The organism is Thermocatellispora tengchongensis, assembly GCF_014202315.1.
In the GTDB taxonomy this organism is placed as follows: Bacteria; Actinomycetota; Actinomycetes; order Streptosporangiales; family Streptosporangiaceae; genus Thermocatellispora; species Thermocatellispora tengchongensis.
The window spans coordinates 155,049-177,288 of the sequence record NZ_JACHGN010000014.1 but is presented as its reverse complement, the minus strand read 5'-3'; the positions used below and the strand labels follow the sequence as shown (position 1 = coordinate 177,288).

At 74.3% G+C, this 22,240-nt stretch carries 22 protein-coding genes and 1 riboswitch; of the genes, 6 read left to right on the top strand and 16 right to left on the bottom strand.

All coding sequences use genetic code 11. The features are described 5' to 3' along the window. Nucleotides 1-37: 37 nt before the first annotated feature. From HNP84_RS30250 to HNP84_RS30200, 11 genes are all read right to left on the bottom strand, one after another. The gene (locus HNP84_RS30250) at nucleotides 38-1,147 is read right to left on the bottom strand and encodes an acetamidase/formamidase family protein (protein WP_185053327.1); all 1,110 of its coding nucleotides are present in this window, start codon (nucleotides 1,145-1,147) and stop codon (nucleotides 38-40) included. Nucleotides 1,148-1,337: 190 nt separating this feature from the next. After that, nucleotides 1,338-2,336 (bottom strand): phosphotransferase, encoded by a 999-nt coding sequence (locus HNP84_RS30245; RefSeq protein WP_185053326.1) that lies wholly within the window; start codon nucleotides 2,334-2,336, stop codon nucleotides 1,338-1,340. Nucleotides 2,337-2,386: 50 nt separating this feature from the next. Beyond that, a complete protein-coding gene (locus HNP84_RS30240) occupies nucleotides 2,387-3,382 on the bottom strand; it encodes a sugar-binding transcriptional regulator (RefSeq protein ID WP_185053325.1) in 996 nt (331 codons plus the stop codon). A 114-nt stretch (nucleotides 3,383-3,496) separates the two neighbouring features. Then, nucleotides 3,497-4,519, bottom strand: coding sequence for a D-ribose ABC transporter substrate-binding protein (locus tag HNP84_RS30235; protein ID WP_221336921.1), 1,023 nt, complete (start codon nucleotides 4,517-4,519; stop codon nucleotides 3,497-3,499). A gap of 39 nt (nucleotides 4,520-4,558) precedes the next feature. Then, a complete protein-coding gene (locus tag HNP84_RS30230) occupies nucleotides 4,559-5,677 on the bottom strand; it encodes an ABC transporter permease (protein ID WP_185053324.1) in 1,119 nt (372 codons plus the stop codon). Then, nucleotides 5,674-7,209 carry a sugar ABC transporter ATP-binding protein gene (locus HNP84_RS56300; RefSeq protein ID WP_185053323.1) on the bottom strand — a complete coding sequence of 512 codons (1,536 nt, stop codon included), beginning with the start codon at nucleotides 7,207-7,209 and terminating at the stop codon, nucleotides 5,674-5,676. Before HNP84_RS56300 ends, HNP84_RS30230 begins: the two co-directional genes overlap by 4 nt. Beyond that, complete coding sequence (locus tag HNP84_RS30220; protein WP_185053322.1) at nucleotides 7,206-7,850, bottom strand: DUF2291 family protein; 645 nt, start codon at nucleotides 7,848-7,850, stop codon at nucleotides 7,206-7,208. Before HNP84_RS30220 ends, HNP84_RS56300 begins: the two co-directional genes overlap by 4 nt. Then, nucleotides 7,847-9,349, bottom strand: a complete 1,503-nt coding sequence (locus HNP84_RS30215; protein ID WP_185053321.1) for an FGGY family carbohydrate kinase — start codon at nucleotides 9,347-9,349, stop codon at nucleotides 7,847-7,849. The genes HNP84_RS30220 and HNP84_RS30215 overlap by 4 nt, the downstream gene beginning before the upstream one ends. Then, entirely contained in the window at nucleotides 9,342-10,295 is a 954-nt protein-coding gene (locus tag HNP84_RS30210) for a transketolase family protein (protein ID WP_185053320.1), read from the bottom strand. Before HNP84_RS30210 ends, HNP84_RS30215 begins: the two co-directional genes overlap by 8 nt. Then, the gene (locus tag HNP84_RS30205; RefSeq protein ID WP_221336920.1) at nucleotides 10,292-11,179 is read right to left on the bottom strand and encodes a transketolase; all 888 of its coding nucleotides are present in this window, start codon (nucleotides 11,177-11,179) and stop codon (nucleotides 10,292-10,294) included. Before HNP84_RS30205 ends, HNP84_RS30210 begins: the two co-directional genes overlap by 4 nt. Continuing rightward, the gene (locus HNP84_RS30200) at nucleotides 11,176-12,189 is read right to left on the bottom strand and encodes a sugar phosphate isomerase/epimerase family protein (protein WP_221336919.1); all 1,014 of its coding nucleotides are present in this window, start codon (nucleotides 12,187-12,189) and stop codon (nucleotides 11,176-11,178) included. The genes HNP84_RS30205 and HNP84_RS30200 overlap by 4 nt, the downstream gene beginning before the upstream one ends. Before the next feature lie 587 nt (nucleotides 12,190-12,776). On the opposite strand from HNP84_RS30200, the gene HNP84_RS30195 reads away from it, so the two are divergent. Continuing rightward, nucleotides 12,777-13,502, top strand: coding sequence for an excalibur calcium-binding domain-containing protein (locus tag HNP84_RS30195; RefSeq protein WP_185053319.1), 726 nt, complete (start codon nucleotides 12,777-12,779; stop codon nucleotides 13,500-13,502). A gap of 149 nt (nucleotides 13,503-13,651) precedes the next feature. Here HNP84_RS30195 and HNP84_RS30190 read toward each other — a convergent pair whose 3' ends face one another. The 4 genes from HNP84_RS30190 to HNP84_RS30175 all read right to left on the bottom strand — a co-directional run bounded on the left by HNP84_RS30190 (nucleotide 13,652) and on the right by HNP84_RS30175 (nucleotide 16,496). Continuing rightward, nucleotides 13,652-13,927, bottom strand: coding sequence for a DUF5302 domain-containing protein (locus HNP84_RS30190; RefSeq protein ID WP_246518922.1), 276 nt, complete (start codon nucleotides 13,925-13,927; stop codon nucleotides 13,652-13,654). A 51-nt stretch (nucleotides 13,928-13,978) separates the two neighbouring features. Beyond that, a complete protein-coding gene (locus HNP84_RS30185) occupies nucleotides 13,979-14,908 on the bottom strand; it encodes an aldo/keto reductase (RefSeq protein ID WP_185053318.1) in 930 nt (309 codons plus the stop codon). A 50-nt stretch (nucleotides 14,909-14,958) separates the two neighbouring features. After that, nucleotides 14,959-15,876 carry an STAS domain-containing protein gene (locus tag HNP84_RS55340; protein ID WP_185053317.1) on the bottom strand — a complete coding sequence of 306 codons (918 nt, stop codon included), beginning with the start codon at nucleotides 15,874-15,876 and terminating at the stop codon, nucleotides 14,959-14,961. A gap of 170 nt (nucleotides 15,877-16,046) precedes the next feature. Continuing rightward, nucleotides 16,047-16,496 (bottom strand): hypothetical protein, encoded by a 450-nt coding sequence (locus tag HNP84_RS30175; RefSeq protein ID WP_185053316.1) that lies wholly within the window; start codon nucleotides 16,494-16,496, stop codon nucleotides 16,047-16,049. Between the two features lie 153 nt (nucleotides 16,497-16,649). Here HNP84_RS30175 and HNP84_RS30170 point away from each other — a divergent pair, with 153 nt between their 5' ends. Further along, the gene (locus HNP84_RS30170; RefSeq protein ID WP_185053315.1) at nucleotides 16,650-17,174 is read left to right on the top strand and encodes a hypothetical protein; all 525 of its coding nucleotides are present in this window, start codon (nucleotides 16,650-16,652) and stop codon (nucleotides 17,172-17,174) included. Between the two features lie 25 nt (nucleotides 17,175-17,199). Here HNP84_RS30170 and HNP84_RS30165 read toward each other — a convergent pair whose 3' ends face one another. Then, nucleotides 17,200-18,501, bottom strand: coding sequence for an alpha-amylase family glycosyl hydrolase (locus HNP84_RS30165; protein WP_185053314.1), 1,302 nt, complete (start codon nucleotides 18,499-18,501; stop codon nucleotides 17,200-17,202). 93 nt (nucleotides 18,502-18,594) lie between these two features. After that, nucleotides 18,595-18,713, top strand: a riboswitch (cobalamin riboswitch). Nucleotides 18,714-18,743: 30 nt separating this feature from the next. Here HNP84_RS30165 and HNP84_RS30160 point away from each other — a divergent pair. From HNP84_RS30160 to HNP84_RS30145, 4 genes are read left to right on the top strand one after another with little or no spacing between them, the layout of a single operon-like run. Continuing rightward, nucleotides 18,744-18,935, top strand: coding sequence for a CbtB domain-containing protein (locus HNP84_RS30160; RefSeq protein WP_185053313.1), 192 nt, complete (start codon nucleotides 18,744-18,746; stop codon nucleotides 18,933-18,935). A gap of 9 nt (nucleotides 18,936-18,944) precedes the next feature. After that, nucleotides 18,945-19,679, top strand: coding sequence for a CbtA family protein (locus HNP84_RS30155; protein WP_185053312.1), 735 nt, complete (start codon nucleotides 18,945-18,947; stop codon nucleotides 19,677-19,679). A 4-nt stretch (nucleotides 19,680-19,683) separates the two neighbouring features. Continuing rightward, on the top strand, nucleotides 19,684-20,280 hold the full coding sequence (locus tag HNP84_RS30150; RefSeq protein WP_185053311.1) for a histidine phosphatase family protein: 597 nt from the start codon (nucleotides 19,684-19,686) through the stop codon (nucleotides 20,278-20,280). Between the two features lies 1 nt (nucleotide 20,281). Then, a complete protein-coding gene (locus HNP84_RS30145) occupies nucleotides 20,282-22,240 on the top strand; it encodes a VWA domain-containing protein (RefSeq protein ID WP_185053310.1) in 1,959 nt (652 codons plus the stop codon).

Below are 22,240 nucleotides of genomic sequence, written 5' to 3'. Positions count from 1 at the left end.
CTGGTGACCTTACCGCTCCCGCCGCCCCCGAAACGGATCACCCCCAAGCGGCGAAGTCCGCCTTCCTGATCATGCAGTGCACGCCCTTGACCCGGTCCACGACCTGGCTGACCTCGAAGTCGGCCGCCGCGCTCAGGTAGGCCATCGCGTTGGCGCGTTCCATGCCCTGGGTGACCTCCAGGAAGTCGATCGCGGCGCGCACGGCGTTGCGCATGGCCTCGTTCAGGTCCTCGTGCAGGCCCGCCGGGATCCAGTGCGTGGCGGTCTCGGCGAACGGCCCCGCCACCGTGCCGACCAGCTTCGGCGCCTCGGCCGCCGGGATCACGCTGAGCCGCAGCGTGGCGCGCAGCGGCGCCTCCAGCGCCGTCAGCGCCACCTCGCCGTCGCCCTGCGCGTAGTGCGGGTCGCCGGCGAAGAAGCCGGCGCCCGGCACCTGGACCGGCAGGTAGAGCGAGGAGCCGACCTGGAGCTCGTTGATGTCCAGGTTGCCGCCGAACGCCCCCGGCGGCACGGAGTGCACCTTCTCGCCGGTGTCGGGGGTCACGCCCATCACGCCGAGGAACGGCGCCAGCGGGAACCGCGCCGCGCGGCCCTCGCCGAACGGGATCACCCCGTGCAGCCGCCCGCCCTCCTCGACCACCTGGGTGAACACGCACACGCTGTTGTAGACGCGGGCGTCCCCGGCCGCGGCACCGGTGTCGGGCTCGGTCTCGGGGAACTCGCCGGGCAGCGCGCCCCGCCCATGGCGGCTGCTCACGAACCCGTACGGCGCGCGGATCAGCAGGCTGAGCACGTCCACCTTCAGCACGTCGCCCGGCTCGGCCCCGGAGACCGCGATCGGGCCGGTCACGATGTGCGGCCCGTCGGCGTCGTAGTCGTGCTCCACCCCCGAGGCGGCCAGCGCCAGCGCGTCCTCCAGCACCCGCTCCCGCGGCACCCCGAACCGCGCCAGGTACGCGACCGGGTCGCGCCCCTGGTCCTCCAGCATCCCCTCGTGACTCAACGTGTCGATCGTCACGGTCTCCCCGGAGGCGACGTGCAGCACGGGCTCCCGGTCGCGGTTGGGCAGCTTCCCCCACAGGCAGGTGTCCGGATTGGTGGGCAGGTAGTGCGTGCCGTCGATGCGGCCGTCCTTCGGCTGAAGCATGGACCCTCCCGCGGGGTTATGGGCGATATCCTCCGGCCGAGGAAACTGGACGCCTGTTGCGCCGCTGTTACCGCCACGTAACCACGGATCACCGCCGATCCCCGCGGGCGTGCGCCGGTCGTGCGCCGGCCCTCAAGGACCGCGGCCTGGACGCCCCGTTCCGGTCCGGCGGCGTCACCGACCGGCGGTGCTACGGCCCGCCCTGATCGCCGAGGTCGGCGATCAGCGAGCACAGGAAGTCCCACGACTTGTCGTCGTCGGGGGTGCCCGCGTGCGGCCTGCGGAACCGGTTGACGAAGGAGGCGATGTCGGCGAGGTCCCAGCGCAGCCGGTACATCCCCAGCGTCTCGGGATCGGGCGCCACCCCGGTCGCGGCCTCGTACGCCGCCAGCGCCGACCCGTCGCCCGGGTCCAGGCTCCACAGGTCGCGCTCGGGCGGCGCGACCAGCGCCGTGTCCCAGTCGATCAGCACCCACCCGGCGGCCGTGCGCATGGTGTTGCCCGCGTGCGGCTCGCCGTGGGTGAGCACCCGGGGCCGCGCGCGGGCGGCCCGGACGAGCCCGTCGTACCGGCCCAGCAGCCGCGTCACCGCCTGCGCGTTCTCGCCGAGCAGCATCGCGGTGGCCCGCGCGTACGGCCCCAGGTCGCGCACGCTCTCGGGCGCCCGCGTCACCAGCTCCAGCTCGTCGCGGTGCGGGATGGCGAAGTCGTCCTCCATCGCCCGCCGCCGCTCCTCCGGCGGCACCCCGTGCACCGCGATGACGAGATCGAGCGCCGCCCGCCGGTGCTCCTCGGTCGCGAACTCCCCGTAGTCGAAGCTCTCGCTCGTCACGAACGGGTACAGCGCGATCCCGAACCGGTCCTTCACCCGGGCCAGCGGCTCACCCTCGTGCGTGGGCAGCGGCGCCACCGCGAAGGAGTGCCCGTGCCCGCGCAGCTCGCACGCCGTCCCGAGCGCCGCCCGCAACCTCTCGTACGCCGCGTCCAGCGGCTCGTCCATCGCGGCCCGCCTGGTCTCCAGCTCGTCCAGCGTGGCGAACCACCGCCCGCCCCCGCCGTCGCCGACCTCCCAGTGGTGGCTGCCGAACCCGACCGCACGATACTCCACCGCCTCGGCGACGACCCCCCACTCATGCGCGAGCACCGAGACCAGCAGATCCTCGTGAAAGTCCTCCGGTGGTGTGAGCACCCGACCCATCGTAGGCAGCCACACGCCCGGGGCAACTCGTTTGCGGCGCGTCAGGGCTCGGTGGTGAGGCGGGTGGCGGTGTCGAGGTCGGTGATGAGGACGTTGATCCAGGCGCCCTTGAGGGCGGCCTTGATCGCGGAGTACTTTCTGGCGCCGCCGGCCACGGCGACGCGGCGTTCCACGGCGCGGAAGGTGTGGACGTCGATGCCGACCACGCGGTGGTCGAAGGCGCTGTCGACGGGGGCGCCCTCGGCGTCGAAGAAGTGCAGGCAGACGTCGCCGACCGCGCCCAGGGCGCGCAGCTCGGCCTGGTCGGCGTCGCTGACGGCGTTGCCGCTGCGCAGCAGCAGGGGGGAGGGCTCCAGGCTGCCGATGCCCACCAGGACCACGGTGAGGTCGCGCCACTGGGCCATGACCTCCTTGACCGCGGAGTCCTGGAGGAGGGCGTCGCGGATGGTGGCGGTGCCGACGACGCCGGCGGAGGGGACGAAGATCGGGCGGGCGCGGGTGACGTCGGCCAGGCGGCCGAGCAGGCGGGTGGCGTGGACCTGGGCGTCGGGGCTGCCGACGCCGCCGACCACCTGCATCACGCGGTCGGCGACCTGGGTGCTCTTGGGCTGCATGCGCTCGACGGCGGCGAGCAGGGTCTCGCTCCAGGAGCTGATCCCGATCACGTCGCCGCCCTTGAAGGTGGTGTTGAAGTAGGACGCGGCGGCGGCGCCGAGGGCGGGGATCACGTCGTCGGTGGCGCCCGCGGTGTCCACCACGACCGCGTCGCGCAGGCCGTAGCGGCGCTGGAGCTCCTCCTCCAGCTCGGTGTGCACGCCCTCGGGCAGGACGACGACGGTGCGCACGATGCCCAGGGCGATGGCCTCCTTGAGCAGCCGGGAGACCCGGGGCTGGGAGATGCTCAGGGTCGCGGCGATCTCGGGCTGGCGCATGCCCTGCTCGTGGTACATGCGGGCCACCCGTGCGAGCAGGCGCAGGTGGTCGGTGGGCACCGCCCGGCCCGAGCCAGGCGCCCGGCCAAGATCGGGCACGACCATGCACCGCCTCCAGTGATCATGATGGGTGGACGCCCGCCTCCCCCCGGGGCGATCGGGCATTCAGCTTAGTGGCGGAGGGACGGCCGGGTGGCCATCCCTCCACCGGACTTTCTCCTACTTCCTGGCGAACACCCCGAACTCGTCGGCGTTGTCCTTGGTGACCAGCTCGCAGTCGATCGACTGCTTCTCGTCCTTGCTCACCTTGCCGGTCTTGATGAACTCGTCGGCCTGCTCGACCGCGCTGGTCGCGGCCAGGGCGGCGGGCTGCAGCGCGGTCGCGTGCATCTCACCGGCCTTGATCGCGGCGATGGCGTCGGGGCTGCCGTCGAAGCCGACGACGACGACCTTGTCCAGCAGGCCCGCGGCCTTCAGCGCGGCGACCGCGCCCAGCGCCATCGTGTCGTTGCCGGCGATGACGCCCTGGATGTCGCGGTTCTTCTGGATGATGGTCTCCATCTTGGTGAACGCCTCCTGCTGGTCCCAGTTGGCGCTCTCCCTGGCCACGGACTTCATGTCCGGATACTGCGAGATCACGTCGGCGAAGCCCTTGGACCGCACGCTGGCGTTGGTGTCGGACTCCTTGCCGACCAGCTCGACGTAGTTGCCCTTGCTGCCCATCGCCTCCACGAACGCCTGGGCGGCGAGCTGCGCGCCCTGGGAGTTGTTGGAGACGATCTGCGCCTTGGCGATGCCGGTCGCGTTGATCTCACGGTCGATCAGGAACACCGGCACGCCCGCGTCGGTGGCCTTGCGCACCGGGCCGATCGAGGCGTCGGCGCCCGCGTTGTCCAGGATGATCGCCTTGGCGCTGCGCGAGATCGCCGCGTCGATCAGCTCGCTCTGCTTGTTCGGGTCGTCGTCGTGCGAGGCCACGGAGGTCTCGTAGCCCAGTTCCTCCGCCTTGGCCTTGGCCGCGTCGGCCTCGGCCTTGAAGAACGGGTTGTCGTGCGACGGGGTGATGATCGCGATCAGGCCGCCCGCCGTGCCGGCCGAGGAGGCGGGGGACTGGCCGGCCTGGGTGGTGGCCGCCGGCTCGCCCGAGGAACCGCACGCGGTCATCAGGGAGCCGCCGACCAGGAGCGAGAGCGCGAGGACCAGGCCGCGGCGCCGCCCCTGGCGAAGGAATGGTGCGTACATGTGAGACCTCCGAGAAGGGAAGGGGGTGACGGGGTGGGGTTACTGCTGGTGCGGCCGGTCGGGTTGTCTGGTCGCCGCCACCGCGGACGCGGCCGCGCCCCGGCGCTTGAGCCGCTGCTGGCCCTGGTCGAGCATCACGGCGAGGATGATCACCGCGCCCTTGATCAGGATCTGCCAGAACGTCGACACGCCCAGGATCACCAGGCCGTCGGCGAGGAAGCCGATGACGAACGCGCCCACGAGCGTGCCGCGCACGGTGCCCCGGCCTCCGCTCAGCGCCGCCCCGCCGATGACGACGGCGGCGATGGCGTTGAGCTCGTAGGTCTCCCCGGCCTGCGGGGCGGCCGAGGTCAGCTCGGAGGCGATGATCAGGCCCGCGATGGCGGCGCACGCGCCGGAGATCACGTAGACCACCGTCTTGACCCGCCGGATCGGCACGCCCGACAGCTCGGCGGCGCGCTCGTTGCCGCCGGTCGCGTACAGCCAGCGGCCGAAGGGGCTCTTGGTCAGCAGCAGCGCCACCACCGCGGCCAGCGCGATCATGATCCAGATCGAGGTGGGCAGGCCGAGCGGGCGCCCGCTGCCGAGCAGGCCGAACCCGGTGTTGCCCAGCTCGGGGTCACCCGCCAGGTTGGGGTAGGTGGCGCCGTTGGAGATGAGCAGGGCCAGGCCGCGCGCGACGTACAGCATGCCGAGGGTGGCGATGAACGGCGCCACCTTGAACCTGGTCACCAGGATTCCGTTGACCAGGCCGACCAGCGCGCCGACGCCCATGCACAGCACGATCACCACCCACACCGGGGGATAGGCGATCAGGTCGGCGAAACCCAGGTTGAGCCCGCCCAGCAGCTCGCCCGCGACCACGCCCGACAGGCCCACGATCGAGCCCACCGACAGGTCGATGCCGCCCTTGAGGATCACCAGCAGCATGCCCAGCGCGATGACCGCGTTGATCGCGACGTGCTTGGTCATCGTGATCAGGTTCGGCACGGTCAGGAACGAGTCGGACAGCACGCTGAAGACCACGATGAGCACGGCGAGCGCGATGAACGCGCGCAGCTCGAAGGCCACGTTCAGCAGGGACAGTCGGCGCGCCGTCGCCGCCGCGCGCTCCGGCTGGACCGTCTCGGCCACCGGCCTGGACGAGGTCGAGGTCATCGGGCGGCACCCCCGATCGCGGCGCCGTCGGACACGCTCATCAGTTCCTCCCGGTTGATCTCTCCGCGCCGGTACTCGCCGACGACGACCCCGCGGGCGAGCACGAGCAGCCGGTCGGGGATGTGCAGTGCCTCCTCGGCCTCGGAGGTGGTGAACAGCACGGCCAGCCCGCGGCGCGCCTGCGCCGCCATGAGCTGGAAGATGTCGGCCTTGGCGCCGACGTCCACGCCGCGCGAGGGCTCGTCGAGCAGCAGCACCCGCGGGTCGGTCAGCAGCGCCTTGCCGATGACGACCTTCTGCTGGTTGCCGCCGCTGAGCGAGCCGATGGGCGCCTTGGCGCCGGCGGTCTTGACGGTCACGTCGGCGATGACCCGCTCCACGGCCCCGCGCTCGCGCTCCTGCGAGACGAACAGCCGCCGCACGAACTTGTACAGCCCGGCCAGCGAGAGGTTCTCGCCCACCGTCATGGTCTGCACCAGCCCGTCGCGCTGCCGGTCCTCCGGGACGAGCACCACGCCGCGCTCGATGCGCTCGCGGATGCCCGTCCCGGACAGCGGCTCGCCGCCCAGCCTGATCTCGCCGGACGCGGGCGGGATGCGCCCGGCGAGAGCTTCGAGGAGTTCCGTGCGCCCGGAGCCCATCAGCCCGTAGACGCCGACGATCTCCCCGGCGCGCAGGGTCAGGTTCACGCCGTTGACCGCGAGCCGGTCGGGGTTGGCCGGGTCGGCCACCACCAGGTCGCGCAGCGCGAGCACCTCGTCGCCGGCCAGCGCTTCGCGGTCGGGGAACAGCGCGTCCTGGTCGCGGCCGACCATCTGCGCCACGATCCAGCGCAGGTCCACGTCGCCGGCCTTCGCGGTGGCGACGAGCCGGCCGTCGCGCAGCACCACCACGTCGTCGGCGATCTCCAGCGCCTCGTCCAGGTGGTGCGAGATGTACACCACCGCGACGCCGCGCGCGGTGAGGTCCCGGATGACCTTGAACAGCACCTCCACCTCGGGCGCGGTCAGCGCCGACGTGGGCTCGTCCATGATCAGCACCCGGGCCTCCTGGAGCAGGGCCCGCGCGATCTCCACGATCTGCTGCTGGCCGAGCCGCAGGTCGGCGACCGGCGTGTCGGGGTCCAGCTCCTCCTCCAGCGTGCGCAGCACGGCGATCGTCGCCTCGCGCTCCGCCCGCCGGTCCACGGCGCCGTACGGCCTGCGCACCTCGCGCGCCAGGAACAGGTTGTCCTGGATGCTGAGGTTGGGGCACAGGCTCAGCTCCTGGTGGATGATCGAGATGCCCTGGTCGGCCGCGTCACGCGAGGACGCCAGCCGCGCCGGACGGCCGTCCAGCTCGACGTGCCCGGTGGTCGGCTGCTCGATCCCGGCCAGGATCTTCATCAGCGTGGACTTGCCCGCGCCGTTCTCGCCGAACAGCGCCGTCACCCGGCCCGCGGCCACGTCGAAGTCGACGCCCTTGAGCGCCTGCGTGCCGCCGTAGACCTTGGTCACCTCACGGGCCGCGAGGACGGCGTTCGTCGCTGTCACGGCGCCTCCTCGATCGCGATCGGGGTGATGGTCAGCGTCGAGGTGGTGAGCAGGGTGAACGCGCCGGTGAAGGCGATCTTCTTGCCCTTCAGCGCGGCGGCGTCCAGGTTCTTCAGCACCTTCTCCCGCATCTGGTCGTTCAGCGCGGTGGCGGCGTCGGCGTACTCGACCTGGTTCAGGAACTGGTTGAAGGTGATGAACCCGGCCGCGTCGCGCAGCGCCGTGCCGTTGATGGCCGGGCCGATCTGCAGGTAGACCTTGGTGTCCTCCGGCAGGCCGGGCACGGTGACCTGCAGCAGCGTGCCCTTCACCTCGCCGGCCTCGCCGGTGCCCTTGACCGCGAAGCTGTAGGGGCTGGTGCCGTGGCGGTGGCCGTACTTGGCGCCGGCCGCGTCCTTGTCGGCCTCCAGCGCCTCGACCAGCTCGGGCAGCTCGACCGCGCCCTTCTGGATCGCCGGGACGACCTTGCTCTCGTACGTCTGCGCGCCGTACGCGGCCGGGTCGAACTTCTTGGCCTGCGCGCTGGCCGCGACCGTCGCGGTCGAGCGGTACTCGGCGCTCAGCCCCATGGCCACCACCAGGACCACCAGGGCCAGCGCCGCGATCCAGCGGGGGCGAAGCAAGGCGGTGCTCGTGCTCATCCACCGCTCCTTTCGTACGCTTTCGTGCTCGCGCCGGGCCTGGACCTGCGGATCGCCTCGTGCCAGGCGGCCCGGCGCGCGCGGCGCTCCTCGGCGCCGATCGACGGCGCGAACTCCTCGGCGGGCCGGGGGCGCGCCTCCAGGTCGTCGAAGGTCCACAGGCCGCCCGCCACCCCGGCGGCGTCGGCGGCGCCGAGCGCGGACAGGTCGTGCTCGCCGGAGCGTGCGACCGTACGTCCGCTCAGGCCGGCCTGGAGCCGCATCAGCCGGTCGTTGCGGGTGAGCCCGCCGTCGGCCATGAGCACCCGCACCTCGCCGGTGGCCCGTTCGACCTCGGCGACCACGTCCTCGACCTGGAACGCGACCGACTCCAGCGCCGCGGCCACGATCTGGCCCCGGCGGGTGCCCAGGGTGAGCCCGCTGAGCAGGGCCACCGCGTCGGGCTCCCACCACGGCGCGCCGAGCCCGCCGAACGCGGGCACGAAGTGCACCCCGTCGGGCGGCGTGTCGCCGGCCTCGGCGAGCAGCGCCTCCGGGGTGACGCCGAACAGGTCGGCCAGCCAGCTCAAGGTCCGGCCGGTGGCCCGGATGTTGCCTTCGACGGCGAGCATCGGCCTGCCGAGGTCCCAGGCCACGCTGCGGCACAGGCCGGGGGAGTCGCCGGTGCCGCCCCCGATGGCCATCACCGAGGAGCCGGTGCCGTAGGTGGCCTTGACCACGCCGGGCCGCCAGCCGCCGTGGGCGAACATCGCCGCGTGCGAGTCGCCCAGGACGGCCAGCACCGGCACGCCGTCCGGCAGCGGGTCCAGCCCGCGCGCGGCCGGGAACGGGCCGGACGACGCCGCCACCTGGGGCAGCACCCCGGCCGGCACGCCGAACAGGTCCAGCAGGTCGGGGTCCCAGGTCTGGGTGGCCACGTTGAGGAGCTGGGTGCGCGAGGCGTTGCCCACCTCCACCACGTGGTCGTCCGGGGCGAACCGGCTGAGCAGCCAGGAGTCCACCGTGCCCAGGCACAGCTCCCCGGCCCGGCCGCGGGTGCGGCCGGGGTCGTACTCGTCCAGCAGCCAGCGGGCCTTCAGCGCGGAGAACATCGGGTCCAGCGGCATGCCGCTGCGGGCCCGCACCAGCTCGCCCGCGCCGGTGGCCGCCAGCTCGCGGCACTGCCCGGCGGTGCGCTGGTCCTGCCAGCTCACCAGCGGGCCGACCGGACGGCCGGTGGCCCGCTCCCACAGCACCATCGACTCGCGCTGGGTGCTCAGGCCGATCCCGGCGACCCGTCCGGGGTCGTCCAGGCCGGCCAGGCAGGCGCGCACGGCCGCGCGCACGCTCTGCCACAGTTCCTCGGCCGACTGCTCCACCCAGCCGGGGCGGGGCTGGCTCTCGCCGAGCGGCGCGACGCCGCGCGCCACGACCCGCCCGTCGCGGCCGGAGACGAGCAGCGCCTTGGTGGAGCTCGTCCCCTGGTCGACGGCCAGGACGAGCGGGTCCGTGTCAGCCATGGCGCAGCAGATCCCTCACCGCGGCGGCGATGCCGTCCGCCGACAGCCCGAAGTGGTCCAGCAGGAACGCGGTGTCGCCGGTGGGCGCGAACACCCTCGGCACGCCGAGGATGCGCATCGGCGCCGGGTGCCGGGTCACCACGGTCGCGGCCACCGCCGCGCCCAGGCCGCCGCTGATCGTGGCCTCCTCGGCGGTGACGATGCCGCGGGTCTCGCGGGCGGCGGCGACGACCGCGTCCTCGTCCATCGGGTCGAGGAAGGGCAGGTTCAGCACGCGTACGGACACGCCCTCGGCCGCCAGCGAGGCCGCCGCGTCCAGCGCGCGGGAGACCAGCGAGCCGATCGCGATCACGGTGACGTCGGAGCCCTCGCGCAGCACGACCGCACGGCGCGGCTCGAACGGCGCGTCCGCGGGCGTGGTCTCCGGCACCTTGAACCGGGGGATGCGCAGGTAGGAGGGCCTGCCGGAGGCGGCGGCCCAGCGTACGGCGGCGCGGGTCTGCGCCGGGTCGGCGGGGATGATCACATCGAGGCCGGCCACGGCCCGGACCCAGGACAGGTCCTCGATGGAGTGGTGCGTCGGGCCCAGCTCGCCGTACGCCATGCCGGGGCTCTGCCCGCACAGCACCACGTGCGCCTCGCTGTAGGCCACGTCGGCCTTGATCTGCTCCAGCGCCCGCCCGGTGAGGAACGGCGCCGCGGCGCACACGTACGGGATCTTGCCCGCGTTGGCCAGCCCGGCCGCCACCCCGACGAGGTCCTGCTCGGCGATGCCGACGTTGATCAGGCGGTGGGGGAACTCCTCCCGGAAGGCCACCAGGTTGCTGGAGCCGACCGAGTCATTGCAGACCGCCACGATCCGCTCGTCCGTCCTGGCCAGCGCGGCCAGCTCCTCGGCGAACGCCTGGCGGCAGTCGTAGACCGCCGCGCGCTCCGCGACCGTCATCGGGCCAGCTCCAGCAGGGCCGCCTCGACCTGGGCCGCGTTCGGCACCTTGTGGTGCCATTCGACCCGATCCTCCATGAAGGACACGCCTTTCCCCTTGATCGTGTTCGCGATGACCGCCACCGGCCTGCCGGTGGTGGACGGCCCGAGCGCGTCGAGCAGGGCGAGGTGGTCGTGGCCGTCCACGTCGCGCACCTCCCAGCCGAAGCTCGCCCACTTCTCGGCCAGCGGCTCCAGCCGCTTGGTGTCCTCGGTGCGGGCGCCCTGCTGCAGCCGGTTGCGGTCGATGACCGCGGTCAGCGAGGACAGCTCGTAGTGGGCCGCGGTCATCGCCGCCTCCCAGTTGCTGCCCTCCTGCATCTCGCCGTCGCCCAGGACGACGACGGTGCGCCAGCCGGCGCCGTCGAGCCGCGCGGCGAGCGCGCAGCCGGTGGCGACCGGGAAACCGTGGCCCAGTGCGCCGGTGTTGGTCTCCACGCCGGGCACCTTGATCCGGTTCGGGTGGCCGTTCAGCGCCGACAGCGGCGCCATGAACGTGGCCAGCTCGCCGGTGTGGAAGAAGCCGCAGTGGGCCAGGGTCGAGTACAGCGCGGCGGCGCAGTGGCCCTTGCTCAGCACGAACCGGTCGCGGCCGGGCCGCCTCGGGTCCTCCGGGTCCACGGAGAGCGCGCCGTAGAAGGAGGTGACGAGGATGTCGGTGACCGACAGGTCGCCGCCGATGTGGCCCATCTTGGCGGTGTCGATCATGCGGACGATGCTCTGGCGGACCTCGCGGGCGATGCGCGCCAGCTCGGCGGCGGCCGTCTCGCGGCCGCCCTCCTTGATCCGCTTGACCGTCTCGCGGTATTCCGCGGCCTTGACCGGGTCGGGGGGAAGCAGGCTCACCGGCCGGCCCCGGCGGAGAGCAGGGCCCGCTGCACGATGCGCTGGGCGGCCAGGGCGTCCTGCGCCTGCTGCGCGGCGGCCAGGGCCTCGCGGTCCACCAGGCCGAGCGCGCGGTGGATGGTCTTCATCACCCGGATGCCGGCGCGGGCCGCCTCGACCGAGTCCTCGCGGAACGGGAACTGGTCGAGCTGCCAGACGCCCTCCCAGCCGGCGTCGGCCAGGGCGTAGAAGAACTCGAAGGTCTCGACCAGGTGCACGGAGCCGACGACCATGTCGTCGTCCCAGCCCCGGTAGTTGTCGTTCACGTCGATCGCGAACAGCCGGCCGCGCGACATCGCCAGGCGGGCCGCGTCGGCGGGGGACTCGCCGCCGTACAGGGAGTGGCCGAAGTCCAGCAGGATGCCGACGTTGGGCAGCCCGATCTCCTCGATGCCGAGCAGCGTCTTGGCCACCGAGGAGAACACCATCGTGTTGCGCGGCTCGCGCGGCTTGTACTCGATGGCGAAGCGCAGGTCGGGGAAGGTGCCGGCCAGCTCGCGCACGGCGTCGAGGGAGAGCTTCCACACCTCGGAGTGGTCCACCTGGAACGGGTAGTCCCAGCCGTCCTGCCCCGGCCACAGCTTCACGTAGTCGCAGCCGAGCCGGCGCGCGACCTCGGCGGCCTCGGACACCAGCTCGATCGCCTGCCGGCGCACGGCCGGGTCGGGGTTGGTGAACGCGCCCCGGGAGAACCGCCGGGTGTAGATCTCCGGGGTCACGGCGATGGCGCGCAGGTTGTTGCGCTTGAGCGCGTCGGCCACCTCATCGACGCCCAGCCCGGCGGGGTCGAAGGGGTAGGTCATGTCCACCACCGAGAGCTCGCCGACCTGTCCGGCCAGGTCGATGGCCTCCAGCGTGCTCACCGGCGGGCCGTAGCCGTCGGTGGCGTATCTGTCCACATACCGCCCGAAGTGCCAGATGCCTGCCCCGAAGGTGGGCATCTGAATATCTATGCGCTCATGACTAGACATACACGAGACGGTAGGATTACATCGCGTTCATGTCAATGAAATCCGCGGGCAATGATTTGAAGATCTTTTAGGCTCCGCCTGGCCGGCGGAGCCGGCCCGGAGCCGGTCCGGAGCCGGCTCGGCGGCGGATCGCGGTGACGCCGCGAGCGTCGGCGTCACGTGGCGTGACCCCGAGGGTCAGGTGGGGGTCACATCGGGTCGAACCGGTCACGCCGCGGTGCCGGCCCGGTGCCCCCCGTACGCGTCCGCGGGCGTACCAGCGGAAACGTCATGGCCACGCTACCCAATGCGCGGCACTCCATCGCGACCCCGGTGCCAACGGCATCGCTGGTCACGGTGGGTCACTCGCCGTGCTCGGGCCCACGCCGGGGCATGCGAAGGGTAACGTTGGACCAAAACTCGTTGGCGTATCGGGGCGCCGAGGGAGCCTGATGAGTCACCCACCCCCGGGCGGGCCGTGGCCGCCGCCACAGCCACCTCAGTGGCCTCCGCCCGCCCACTGGCCGCCGCCGGGGGTGGGACCCGCGCCCGTGCCCGGCTGGTGGACCGTCCCCGGCTGGTGGGCGCCCGGTCCTGGAGGTACGCCGATGGGCGGGCCGATGTGGTCGCCGATGCCGACGCCGCCGCCCGATCCGCCGTCGCTGCGGACCACCCGCACGTTCCGGATCTCGATGCTGGTGATCGGGGTGCTGCTGGCGTGCTGCTCGGTGGCCGCCGCGCTCGCGATCGTGTTCACCGGCGGCATCAAGCCGGGCCCGGTGGCCGAGGACGTCCAGGCCGCCCCGGCGTCCGAGAGTCCCGCGGCCGGGGGCACGCTGCCCGACGTGACGGGCCTGTCGCCCGACGAGGCCCGCGGGGTGCTGCAGAACCTCGGTTTCACCAACGTGGTCGTGGAGCCGCCGGCCACCGCCCAGCAGCCGGGCCAGGCTCTCGTCGTCGCCGAGCAGCAGCCGGTGGCGGGCACCACCGCGGCGTACGGCGACCCGATCGTGCTGCGCGTCGGCGTGGGCGCGGGTGTGGGCACGCCCCCGCCCGGCGCCACCGGCGACCCGACCGGCCCGCCCACCACGCCGACTCCGCCGCCCGCGAGCCCTGCCCCCACGCCGGGCGTGCCGACCCCGCCGGGGTTCTCACAGCAGCCCGGCGCGACGACCCCGCCGGCGCTCATCCTGGAGGGCGCCGCCGACCCGCGCTACGCCACCTGCGAGGAGGCCAACCGGGCGGGCAAGGGACCGTACGTGCGCGGGGCCGATCCGGAGTACGCCTGGTACCTCGACCGCGACGGCGACGGCAGGGTGTGCGAGCCGACCTGAGGCCCCGCGCCGAACCGGCTCCGCGCGCGGCGTGAACCGGCCCGAGCGCGTGCGTGACCGGCCCCAGGCGTGCCGCGCACCGGGCTTGAGGCAGGGTGCCTGAACCGGGCGGGCGGGGTGGGCGAGCCGGGGCCTGCGTCTGCCGTCCGTCAGCCGCCGCTCTTGCGCCGGAAGGAGCGGCGGTGCGCGGCGGGCCCGTGGGCCCCGTGGATCTTGGAGTTGCCCCGGGCGTGGCCGCCGCCGTTGGCCTCGGCCTCCGACCTGCGCTTGCGCTCCAGGGCCTCACGGAACTTCCGCTTCAGCTCGTCGTCGGGGTCGGTCGCGCCCTCGGTCTGAGCCGCCGCGTCTTCGGGCCGAATCTCGGGATCGGGTTCCGACGGGGTGGCGGACATGGCGACCTCCTGCTCGTGGACGGATACCCGCATTCTGTCACGTCGCCGCCCAGGGGGCGCGGCGGGCATCGGCCCCGGGCGGGGTCAGTGCCAGGGCAGGGAGGCCCGGGTGGACCAGTAGGCGCCGGGAGGCTCGGCCAGGCCGGACAGCCGCTCGTCCAGGTCCTCGGTCCACTTCACCCCGGACGCGGACAGGTTGCTGTCGAGCTGGGCCGTCGTGGCGGCGCCGCTGAGCACCACGCCGGTCCACGGCCGGGCCAGGACGGCGGCCAGGGCCAGGGCGTCGGGGGTCACGCCGCGCTCGCGGGCGGCCTCGGCGAGCGCCGGGGGCGCGGCCCGCGCGGTGAGGCGGCCGTTCGCCACGCCCTCCTTGACGATCACGGTCAGTCCCGCCTCGTACGCCCGCGCCAGCGCGGGCCCCGCCGAGGGCTCCAGCAGGTTCCAGGTGGACTGCACGGTGTCGAAGATCCCCGCCTCCACGGCGAGGTCCACGGTCTCGGCCTGGCGCGGCCCGGTGGTCGTGACGCCGATGGCCACGCCGTCGGCGCGCAGCTCGCGCAGCACGGCCAGCACCTCGGCGTCGCGCAGCACCCCGCTCTCGGCCGTGGCCGAGTGGATCTGGTACAGCGACAGGTACGGCCCCAGCAGCTCCCGGCTCTCGGCGAGCTGGGCGCGCAGCCGTTCCGCCGACAGCTCCTTGACCTCCTGCTGCTCGGCGTCCATCCGCCAGCCGCCGACGTACGCGTAGCCCCACTTGGAGCCGACCGACACCGTGCCCGCCGGGATCGCCCGCTCGCGCAGCCACCCGGCCAGGAACTCCTCCGCCCGCCCGTACGACCGGGCCGCGTCGAAGTAGCGCACCCCCGCCGCCCAGGCCGCGTCGAGCACCTCCCACGTGCGCGAGCGCATGGCGGCCACGCTGCGGTCGCCGCCGAGATCCTCCTCCCGGCCCAGCGTGATGTACGCCGGCCGGCCCAGCGCCGCCAGCCCGAGCCCGAAGCGGTGCGCGTTCATGGCATGAACCTACAAGGCCCCGCCCCGGCGGGGGGCCCGCATGCGGCGGTTCACCGGGGCTGGTCGCGATCCGGGGGCCGCGGCTGCGGCTCCTGGCCGGGCGGCGGCGCCGGGGACCGCATGGCGGCGTGCCTGCGCGCGACGGCGAGCGCGGTGCGGCGGCGCGACTCGGGCAGCGGCCCCAGGACCCGCAGCCGCGGCAGATGACGCTGCCGCCCACGCGGCGGACGCGGCACGTCGTCACGCCCCCCGCCCGGCTGCGACGCCCCCGGCGGCTCCGGCCACGTTTCCCCAAGCGGTCCCCGCTCCCGCCACGGCCCCGGCCCCGACTGCGGGAGCGGTCCCCGCTCACGCGCGGGCCCCGGCTCGGGCTCCCGCCACGGCCCCGGCTCGGGCCGCGCCTCCCCGAGCGCGCCCGGCTCCCGGGACGGCCCCGGCTCGGGCCGCGACTCCCCGAGCGGGCCCGGCTCCCGGGACGGCCCCGGCCCTGACTCCGGGAGCGGTCCCCGCTCACGCGTGGGCCCCGGCTCGGGCCGTGTCTCCCCGGGCGGTCTCCGTTCGGGGTGGGGCGGTCGCTGGGCCCGTTCCGGCTCCCGGGGCAGCGGGCCGCCCTGCTGGGCGGCCAGTGCGTCGAGTGCCTGGATCGCCTGGGCGGCGCTCGCGTACAGGGGGATGGCGTCGACGCAGGTCAGCGTGAGCAGGTGGCGCAGGATGCGGCCCGCGCCCGCCAGGCCGAGGCCGCCGCCGGCCGCGGCCAGGCCGCGATGGGCGCGCTGCAGCAGATGGACGCCCGCCGCGTCGCAGAACCCCAGGTCGGTGACGTCGAGCACGACGCGCCGGACCCCGGACTCGGGCAGGTCCCGGAGTGCCGCTTCGAGCAGCGGCACCGTCAGCATGTCCAGCTCGCCGGCGACCGTGACCACCGCGACCCGGTGGTCCAGCAGCACCACTTGCACCGTCAGGTCCATCGCGGCCTCCAGCACTCGTGACCGTCACTGTCACACACAGGCCATGGCTTGTGCTGTGGCGACCATCCTGCCCTTACCCAAATCAGAGTGAAACCCCTGGCGGGTGATTGGGCCGCGATCGATGGGTCAAACCTTGATCAAGCGGGTCGCGGCGCCGGAGACCACGGGGGTCAGAGATAGGAGCGGGTCACCGCGGCGAGCTCGGGCACCGCGTCGGAGGTGATCGCGGTGACGGCGGTCTCGGGGGTGCGCTCGCGGACGTCCTCGCTGCGGATGCCCATCACCGCCGGCGGGCTGCCCAGGTCGCCGTAGCGGGCCGAGATCGCGACCGTGATCGCCGCGCGGGCGTCGGCCACCACCTCGCGGGCCGAGCCGCGCGGGCCGGCCGCCGACAGGAAGCCGAGCAGCGCCGCGAAGCGCAGCTCCTCGCGCCGCAGCCCGCCCGGCGGGCCGGGGCGGTCGAGCCAGAACGTGCGCCCGTGCAGGTAACCGGGGTAGGCGAGGTCGCCGCGGCGGAGCGTGCGCACCGCGCCGGTGACGATGCGCCCGAACTGCGCCACGTCGGACCCGGGCGGCAGGTCGGTGGTGACCAGCAACGGCACGATCATCGCGTCCAGCATCGGCGGGCTCCCTCCATCAGGCCGCTCATCGTAGAGAACCCCACCGACAATCTTGTGGGTCCGGCCACGTACGGCGGATTTCCCGTGGTGGGCGGGGTGGTGTGTGCCATCCTGTCCTGCGGCGTCCCTCGCATCGCCCTGAGGAAGGAAACCATGACCGTGTCTTGGCGTGAGCTGCCCCACCCCGCGTCCTGGCGCGATCTGCCCGAACCGGCCCGCGGCATCGCGGGGGCCGTGCACGAGGCCGTCAAGGCGGCCATGGCGCGCGACCACGAGGCGTACGGCGAGGCCGTGGCGCGGCTCGCGGCGGCCGATCCGGCGCAGTCGGGGCTGGTCATGGGGGCGATGGTGCGCATGCTGCTGGAGAACCTGCACCACGGCGGGATCGCGAGCGACGACGTGCGCGCGGTGCTGGACCGCGTGGCGGGCCAGACCGCCCGGTGGCTGCCCGCCGAGACCCTGCGCGTGGACGTCACCGCCCTGGTGCTGATGCTCTCGGGCGCGCTGGGGGTGCACCCGGGCGCGGAGGAGGCCCCGCCGCTGTCGCCCCGCGACACCGCGGCGTACGGCCCGCTGCTCGTGGCCGACCTGCTCGCCGTCACCTCCTACCCGCTCGACCTGTGCCTGTCGGCGGCCATGGGCGAGATCGCCACGGTGCAGACCGCCGACATCCCCTAGAAGGACATCCCCTAGAAGAGGGGCGTCAGGCCAGGATCGTCCAGCCGTGCGCGGGGACGACCGCCGGGTCGCCGTGGTGCCGCTCCGGGCCCTGGGAGGAGCCGGCGACGGCGAGGCCGGCGAGGTCCAGCGGGAACCGGTACTCCTCGTCGTCCACGTTGAGCAGCGTGATCAGGGTCTGGCCGGCGTCGCCCTCCGAGCGCAGCGCGACCGCCCGGTTGGTGAGGTGCGCGGCGGCCGTACGGGCCCGCACCAGCCACGGGTGGCGGCGGCGCAGCGCGATCAGGCGCTGGTGCAGCCGGTAGACCGGCAGGCCCGCGGGGTCGAGGCCGCCGGGCCGGTCGGGGAACGCCGGGCGGATCGCGTCGTCGCCGCCGGCCCGCTCCTCCTTGACGCCGCGCAGGCCCTGCTCGTCGCCGTAGTAGACGCTCGGCACGCCCGCGACGGTGAGCAACACCGCGAGCGCGTGGCCGAGATGCCGCTCGTCGGCGAGCCTGTCGGCGAGCCTGGTCACGTCGTGGTTGCCGGCGAAGGTCTGCGGCACGAAGGTGTCGAGCAGCTTGACGTGCCGGTCCAGGGCCCAGGCCAGCTCGAAGAAGTTGCGGTCGTTGAGCGAGCTCCAGATGGCCTTCCACAGCTCGTACTGGGTGAGGGAGTCCAGCCCGGACGCCTCGGCGTACGCCGCGTAGTCGCCGTGGATCTTCTCCCCGGCGAACCAGGCGCCGGGGTGGGCGCGGCGGACCCGGGCCAGGGCCTCGCGCCAGAACGCGGGCGGCACGGCGTACGCGGCGTCCAGCCGCCAGCCGGACGCGCCCCGGTCCAGCCAGTGCGTCATGACCCGGACGACGTGGTCGAGCACGGCGGGCTCGTCGTGGTCGAGCGCCACCAGGTGGCGGTGGCCCTCGAAGTCGGCGTACTCGCCGTCGTCGCCGCGCCGGAACCAGCGCGTGTACGCCGGGTCGCCGGCCTCGGCGCGTACGAAGGCGGGAAAGCCCCGCCCGACGTGGTTGAACACGCCGTCGAGCACGAGCCGCAGCCCGCGCTCACGCGCCGCCGCGACCAGCCGGTCGAACGCGGCGTCGTCGCCGAGCCGCCGGTCGATCGCGAAGTGGTCCACGGTGTCGTAGCCGTGGGTCTCGGCCTCGAATATCGGCCCGAGCAGCAGCCCGGAGCAGCCGAGCGCGACCGCGTAGTCGAGCCAGCCCTCGATGTGGGCCAGCCGGTCGCGCGGCGGCTCGCCCGGCGGCAGCGCCTGCTTCTCGGCGCCGGTGAAGCCGAGAGGGTAGACGTGCCACCAGACCGTGTGCTCGGCCCACTTCGCCCCCACGCGCACTCCTCGTGTCGCCCGTCGCGTCCCGCGATCAGACTACGGTGCCGCTGGACTGGGGCGCTTGACGCATTGAGTGATAAAAGGGTACGTTCCGGGGGATTTCGCGGCGGTCCGAGGGAAATCCGGTGAGATGCCGGTGCGGGCGCGCCACTGTATCCGGAAGCAGCCTTCCGGGAGCCAGGTCACTTGGCCGCCGCGTCCTCACCGAGTGGGACGCGTCATTCCCAAGGAGGCATCGCATGAGTGAGCTCACCGCCACCACCCCCATCCCCCTCTCCCGGCTCCTGCCCTGGCTGCTCGCCGCCGTACCCCTGCTCCTGCTGGTCGCCTACCTGGTCACCTTCGACCAGGGCGCGGTCTCCCAGATGGGCTCCTACCTGCACGAGCTGATGCACGACGGGCGCCACCTGCTCGGCGTGCCCTGCCACTGAGCGCGCGTCGTGATACGCGCCCTGCTCGTCCGGGGCCTGCTCGCCGGGCTGGCCGCCGGGCTCATCGCCGCGTGCTTCGCCTACGCCGTGGGCGAGCCCCGGGTCGAGGCGGCCATCGCCCTGGAGGAGGCCGCGCACGCGGCCCAGGACCAGGCCCAGAGCGAGGCCCCCGCCCACTCCCACTCCCACGACGAGGCCGTGGTCAGCCGGGACGGCCAGCGCGCCGGTCTGTTCCTGGCCCTCGGCCTGTACGGCGCGGCGGTGGGCGGCGTCTTCGCCCTCGCCTTCGCCGCGCTGCGCGGCCGGATCGGGCCCCGGCCCGCGGGCACCCTCGCCGCCGTCATGGCCGCCGCCGCGTTCGTCGCGGTGGTGCTGGTCCCGTTCGTGAAGTACCCCGCCAACCCGCCCGCGGTCGGCGACCCCGAGACCATCGGGAGCCGTACCGTCCTGTACCTGGTCATGGTGGCCATCGGCCTGTTGTCCCTGGCGGTCGCGGTCACCTGCGCCCGCAGGGTCCCGCGCTACCCGGTGGCCGCGGGGGCCCTCGGGTTCCTGCTCCCGGTGGCCGTGGCCTGGCTGGTCCTCCCGGAGGTGGAGGAGGTCCCGTCCGGCTTCCCCGCCACCCTGCTGTGGGACTTCCGCCTGGCCTCCCTGGCCACCCAGCTCGTCCTGTGGGCGGCACTCGGCGCCTTCTTCCGGCTGGCCGTCAGCCCGCGGCGGCCACGCACGGCCGTGGCGGGCTGACCCGGTGCCCAGCCTGATCCTGGTGCGGCACGCGTCCACGCCCGCCATGCGGGCGGCGCGCTTCCCGGCGGGGGAGCGTGCCGACCCGGCCGGGCTGGCGCGGGCGGCCGGGCTGGCGGGCACGCTGCCCGAGGGGCGGTGGTTCACCGCGCCCGAGCCCGCGGCGCGGGAGACGGCCGAGGCGCTGGCGCCGGGGCGGGCCGAGGTCGTCCCCGAACTGGCCGTGGCCGACCCGGGGCGCTGGCGCGGCCTGCCGTACGCCGATGTCGCCCTGGCCGAGCCCGACGCGCTGCGCCGCTGGCGCGAGGACCCCGCCCAGGCCCCGCCCGGCGGGGAGAGCGACGCCGAGATGGCCCGCAGAGTGGCCGCCTGGCTGGAGAAGTGGCGCGCGACCGCCGCGGAACCGGCGGTCGCCTGCTGCGACGCCGGACCGATCAGGGCCGCGCTCGGCCATGTCCTGGGCCTGACCGGCGCCGGTGCGTTCGACCTGGCCCCGCTGTCGCTGACCGAGCTGAGCGCCACCCCCGCCGGGTGGCGCGTCCGCCGGGTCAACCACCGCCCCGAGCCGGGGGCGGCGTCAGTCGTGAAACGAGAGGCGTGATGTGACGGGTCATCAGCACCCCCACTATCCCTTCAGTGCCGTCGTCGGGCTGGAGGATCTCAAGCTGGCCCTGGTGCTCAACGCGGTGTCGCCGCGGGTGGGCGGGGTGCTGGTGCGCGGGGAGAAGGGGACGGCGAAGTCCACCATCGTGCGGGCGCTGGCCGCGCAGCTCCCGAGGGTCGAGGTCGTGGAGGGGTGCCGGTTCGCCTGCGATCCCGCCGCGCCCGACCCGGGGTGCCCGGACGGGCCGCATGGCGAGGGCGCGGCGGGCAGGGTCCGGCCGGCGGCGCTCGTGGAGTTGCCGGTGGGCGCGTCGGAGGACCGGCTGGTGGGCTCGCTGGACATCGAGCGGGCGCTGACGGAGGGGGTCAAGGCGTTCGAGCCGGGGCTGCTGGCCGCCGCGCACCGCGGGGTGCTCTACGTCGATGAGGTGAACCTGCTGCACGACCACCTCGTGGACCTGCTGCTCGACGCCGCCGCGCTCGGCCGGTCCTACGTGGAGCGCGAGGGGGTCTCGGTGCGGCACGCCGCCCGTTTCCTGCTCGTGGGCACCATGAACCCGGAGGAGGGCGAGCTGCGTCCTCAGCTCCTGGACCGGTTCGGGCTGACCGTCGAGGTGCGGGCCTCGCGCGACCCGGACGAGCGGGCGGAGGTCGTACGGCGGCGGCTGGCCTTCGACGCCGATCCGGAGGGGTTCGCCGCCCGGTGGGCGGAGGAGGAGGCGGCGCTGGCCGCACGCGTGGCCGCCGCCAGCGAGCGGGTGGCCCGGGTGACGCTGCCCGACGCGCGGCTGCGCCAGATCGCCGCCATCTGCGCCGCGTTCGAGGTGGACGGGCTGCGCGCCGACCTGGTGACCGCGAACGCGGCCATCGCGCACGCGGCCTGGCACGGGCGTACGGAGGTGACGGAGCAGGACGTACGGGAGGCGGCCCGCCTCGCGCTGCCCCACCGCCGCCGCCGCGACCCGTTCGACACCCCGGGCCTGGACGACGAGCGCCTCGACGAACTGCTTGAGGAGCACGGCGGCGACGACGACCCCGGGCCGCCGCCTTCGGGAGACGGCGGCGGTGACGGAGGCGACGGTGGAGACGACGGCGGGGACGATCGCCCGGGTGAAGGGCCGGGTGACGGGCCGGGGGAGCGGATCGTGGCGCCGGGGGAGCCGTACCGGGTTCCGGCGGCGCGCTCGTTCCAGGTGCCGGGGATCGGGGACGGCGCGGCGGGGCGGCGGTCGCGGGCGCGCACGCCGTACGGGCGGACCACCGGCTCGCGCCCGCCGGAGGGACGGCTGCGCCGGCCGCACCTGACCGCGACGCTCCTCGCCGCCGCGCCGCACCAGCGCGAGCGCGGCCGGAGCGGGCCCGGCCTGCTGCTGCGGGACGGCGACCTGCGTGAGGCCGTGCGCGAGGGCAAGGAGGGCAACCTCGTGCTGTTCGTGGTGGACGCCAGCGGGTCGATGGCCGCGCGGAGCCGGATGGGCGCGGTGAAGGCGGCCGTGCTGAGCCTGCTGCTCGACGCCTACCAGCGGCGCGACAAGATCGGCCTGGTCACCTTCCGCGGCGCGGGCGCGGAGGTGGCGCTGCCGCCGACGTCCTCGGTGGAGGCCGGCGCGGCCCGGCTGCGCGAGCTGCCCACCGGCGGGCGTACGCCGCTCGCCGCCGGGCTGGTGCGGGCCGCGGAGGTGCTGCGGGTGGAGCGGCTGCGCGACCCCGCCCGCCGCCCGCTGCTCGTCATCGTGACCGACGGCCGCGCGACGGCCGGAGCGGGGGACGTGACCCGCGCCGCCGCGCCGCTGGCCGGGACCGCGGGTGTGGTCGTGGACTGCGAGTCGGGGCGGATCAGGCTGGGCCGGGCCGGAGACCTCGCGGCCCGGCTGGACATGCCGGTCGTGCCCCTGGACGCGCTCAAGGACGGCGGCCTGGCGGGGCTGGTCCGCGCCAGGCGCGGGAAGGCGGGCTGA

Bases quoted from the DNA above. Each gene is read 5' to 3' on its own strand.
- HNP84_RS30250 (WP_185053327.1), bottom strand. From the start codon at position 1,147: ATGCTTCAGCCGAAGGACGGCCGCATCGACGGCACGCACTACCTGCCC.
- HNP84_RS30240 (WP_185053325.1), bottom strand. From the start codon at position 3,382: ATGGTCGTGCCCGATCTTGGCCGGGCGCCTGGCTCGGGCCGGGCGGTG.
- HNP84_RS30170 (WP_185053315.1), top strand. From the start codon at position 16,650: ATGACCGTGTCTTGGCGTGAGCTGCCCCACCCCGCGTCCTGGCGCGAT.
- HNP84_RS30190 (WP_246518922.1), bottom strand. From the start codon at position 13,927: ATGCGGGTATCCGTCCACGAGCAGGAGGTCGCCATGTCCGCCACCCCG.
- HNP84_RS30185 (WP_185053318.1), bottom strand. From the start codon at position 14,908: ATGAACGCGCACCGCTTCGGGCTCGGGCTGGCGGCGCTGGGCCGGCCG.
- HNP84_RS30215 (WP_185053321.1), bottom strand. From the start codon at position 9,349: ATGGCTGACACGGACCCGCTCGTCCTGGCCGTCGACCAGGGGACGAGC.
- HNP84_RS55340 (WP_185053317.1), bottom strand. From the start codon at position 15,876: ATGGACCTGACGGTGCAAGTGGTGCTGCTGGACCACCGGGTCGCGGTG.
- HNP84_RS30220 (WP_185053322.1), bottom strand. From the start codon at position 7,850: ATGAGCACGAGCACCGCCTTGCTTCGCCCCCGCTGGATCGCGGCGCTG.
- HNP84_RS30230 (WP_185053324.1), bottom strand. From the start codon at position 5,677: ATGACCTCGACCTCGTCCAGGCCGGTGGCCGAGACGGTCCAGCCGGAG.
- HNP84_RS30235 (WP_221336921.1), bottom strand. From the start codon at position 4,519: ATGTACGCACCATTCCTTCGCCAGGGGCGGCGCCGCGGCCTGGTCCTC.
- HNP84_RS30160 (WP_185053313.1), top strand. From the start codon at position 18,744: ATGAGTGAGCTCACCGCCACCACCCCCATCCCCCTCTCCCGGCTCCTG.
- HNP84_RS30200 (WP_221336919.1), bottom strand. From the start codon at position 12,189: ATGTCTAGTCATGAGCGCATAGATATTCAGATGCCCACCTTCGGGGCA.
- HNP84_RS30175 (WP_185053316.1), bottom strand. From the start codon at position 16,496: ATGCTGGACGCGATGATCGTGCCGTTGCTGGTCACCACCGACCTGCCG.
- HNP84_RS30210 (WP_185053320.1), bottom strand. From the start codon at position 10,295: ATGACGGTCGCGGAGCGCGCGGCGGTCTACGACTGCCGCCAGGCGTTC.
- HNP84_RS30195 (WP_185053319.1), top strand. From the start codon at position 12,777: ATGGGCGGGCCGATGTGGTCGCCGATGCCGACGCCGCCGCCCGATCCG.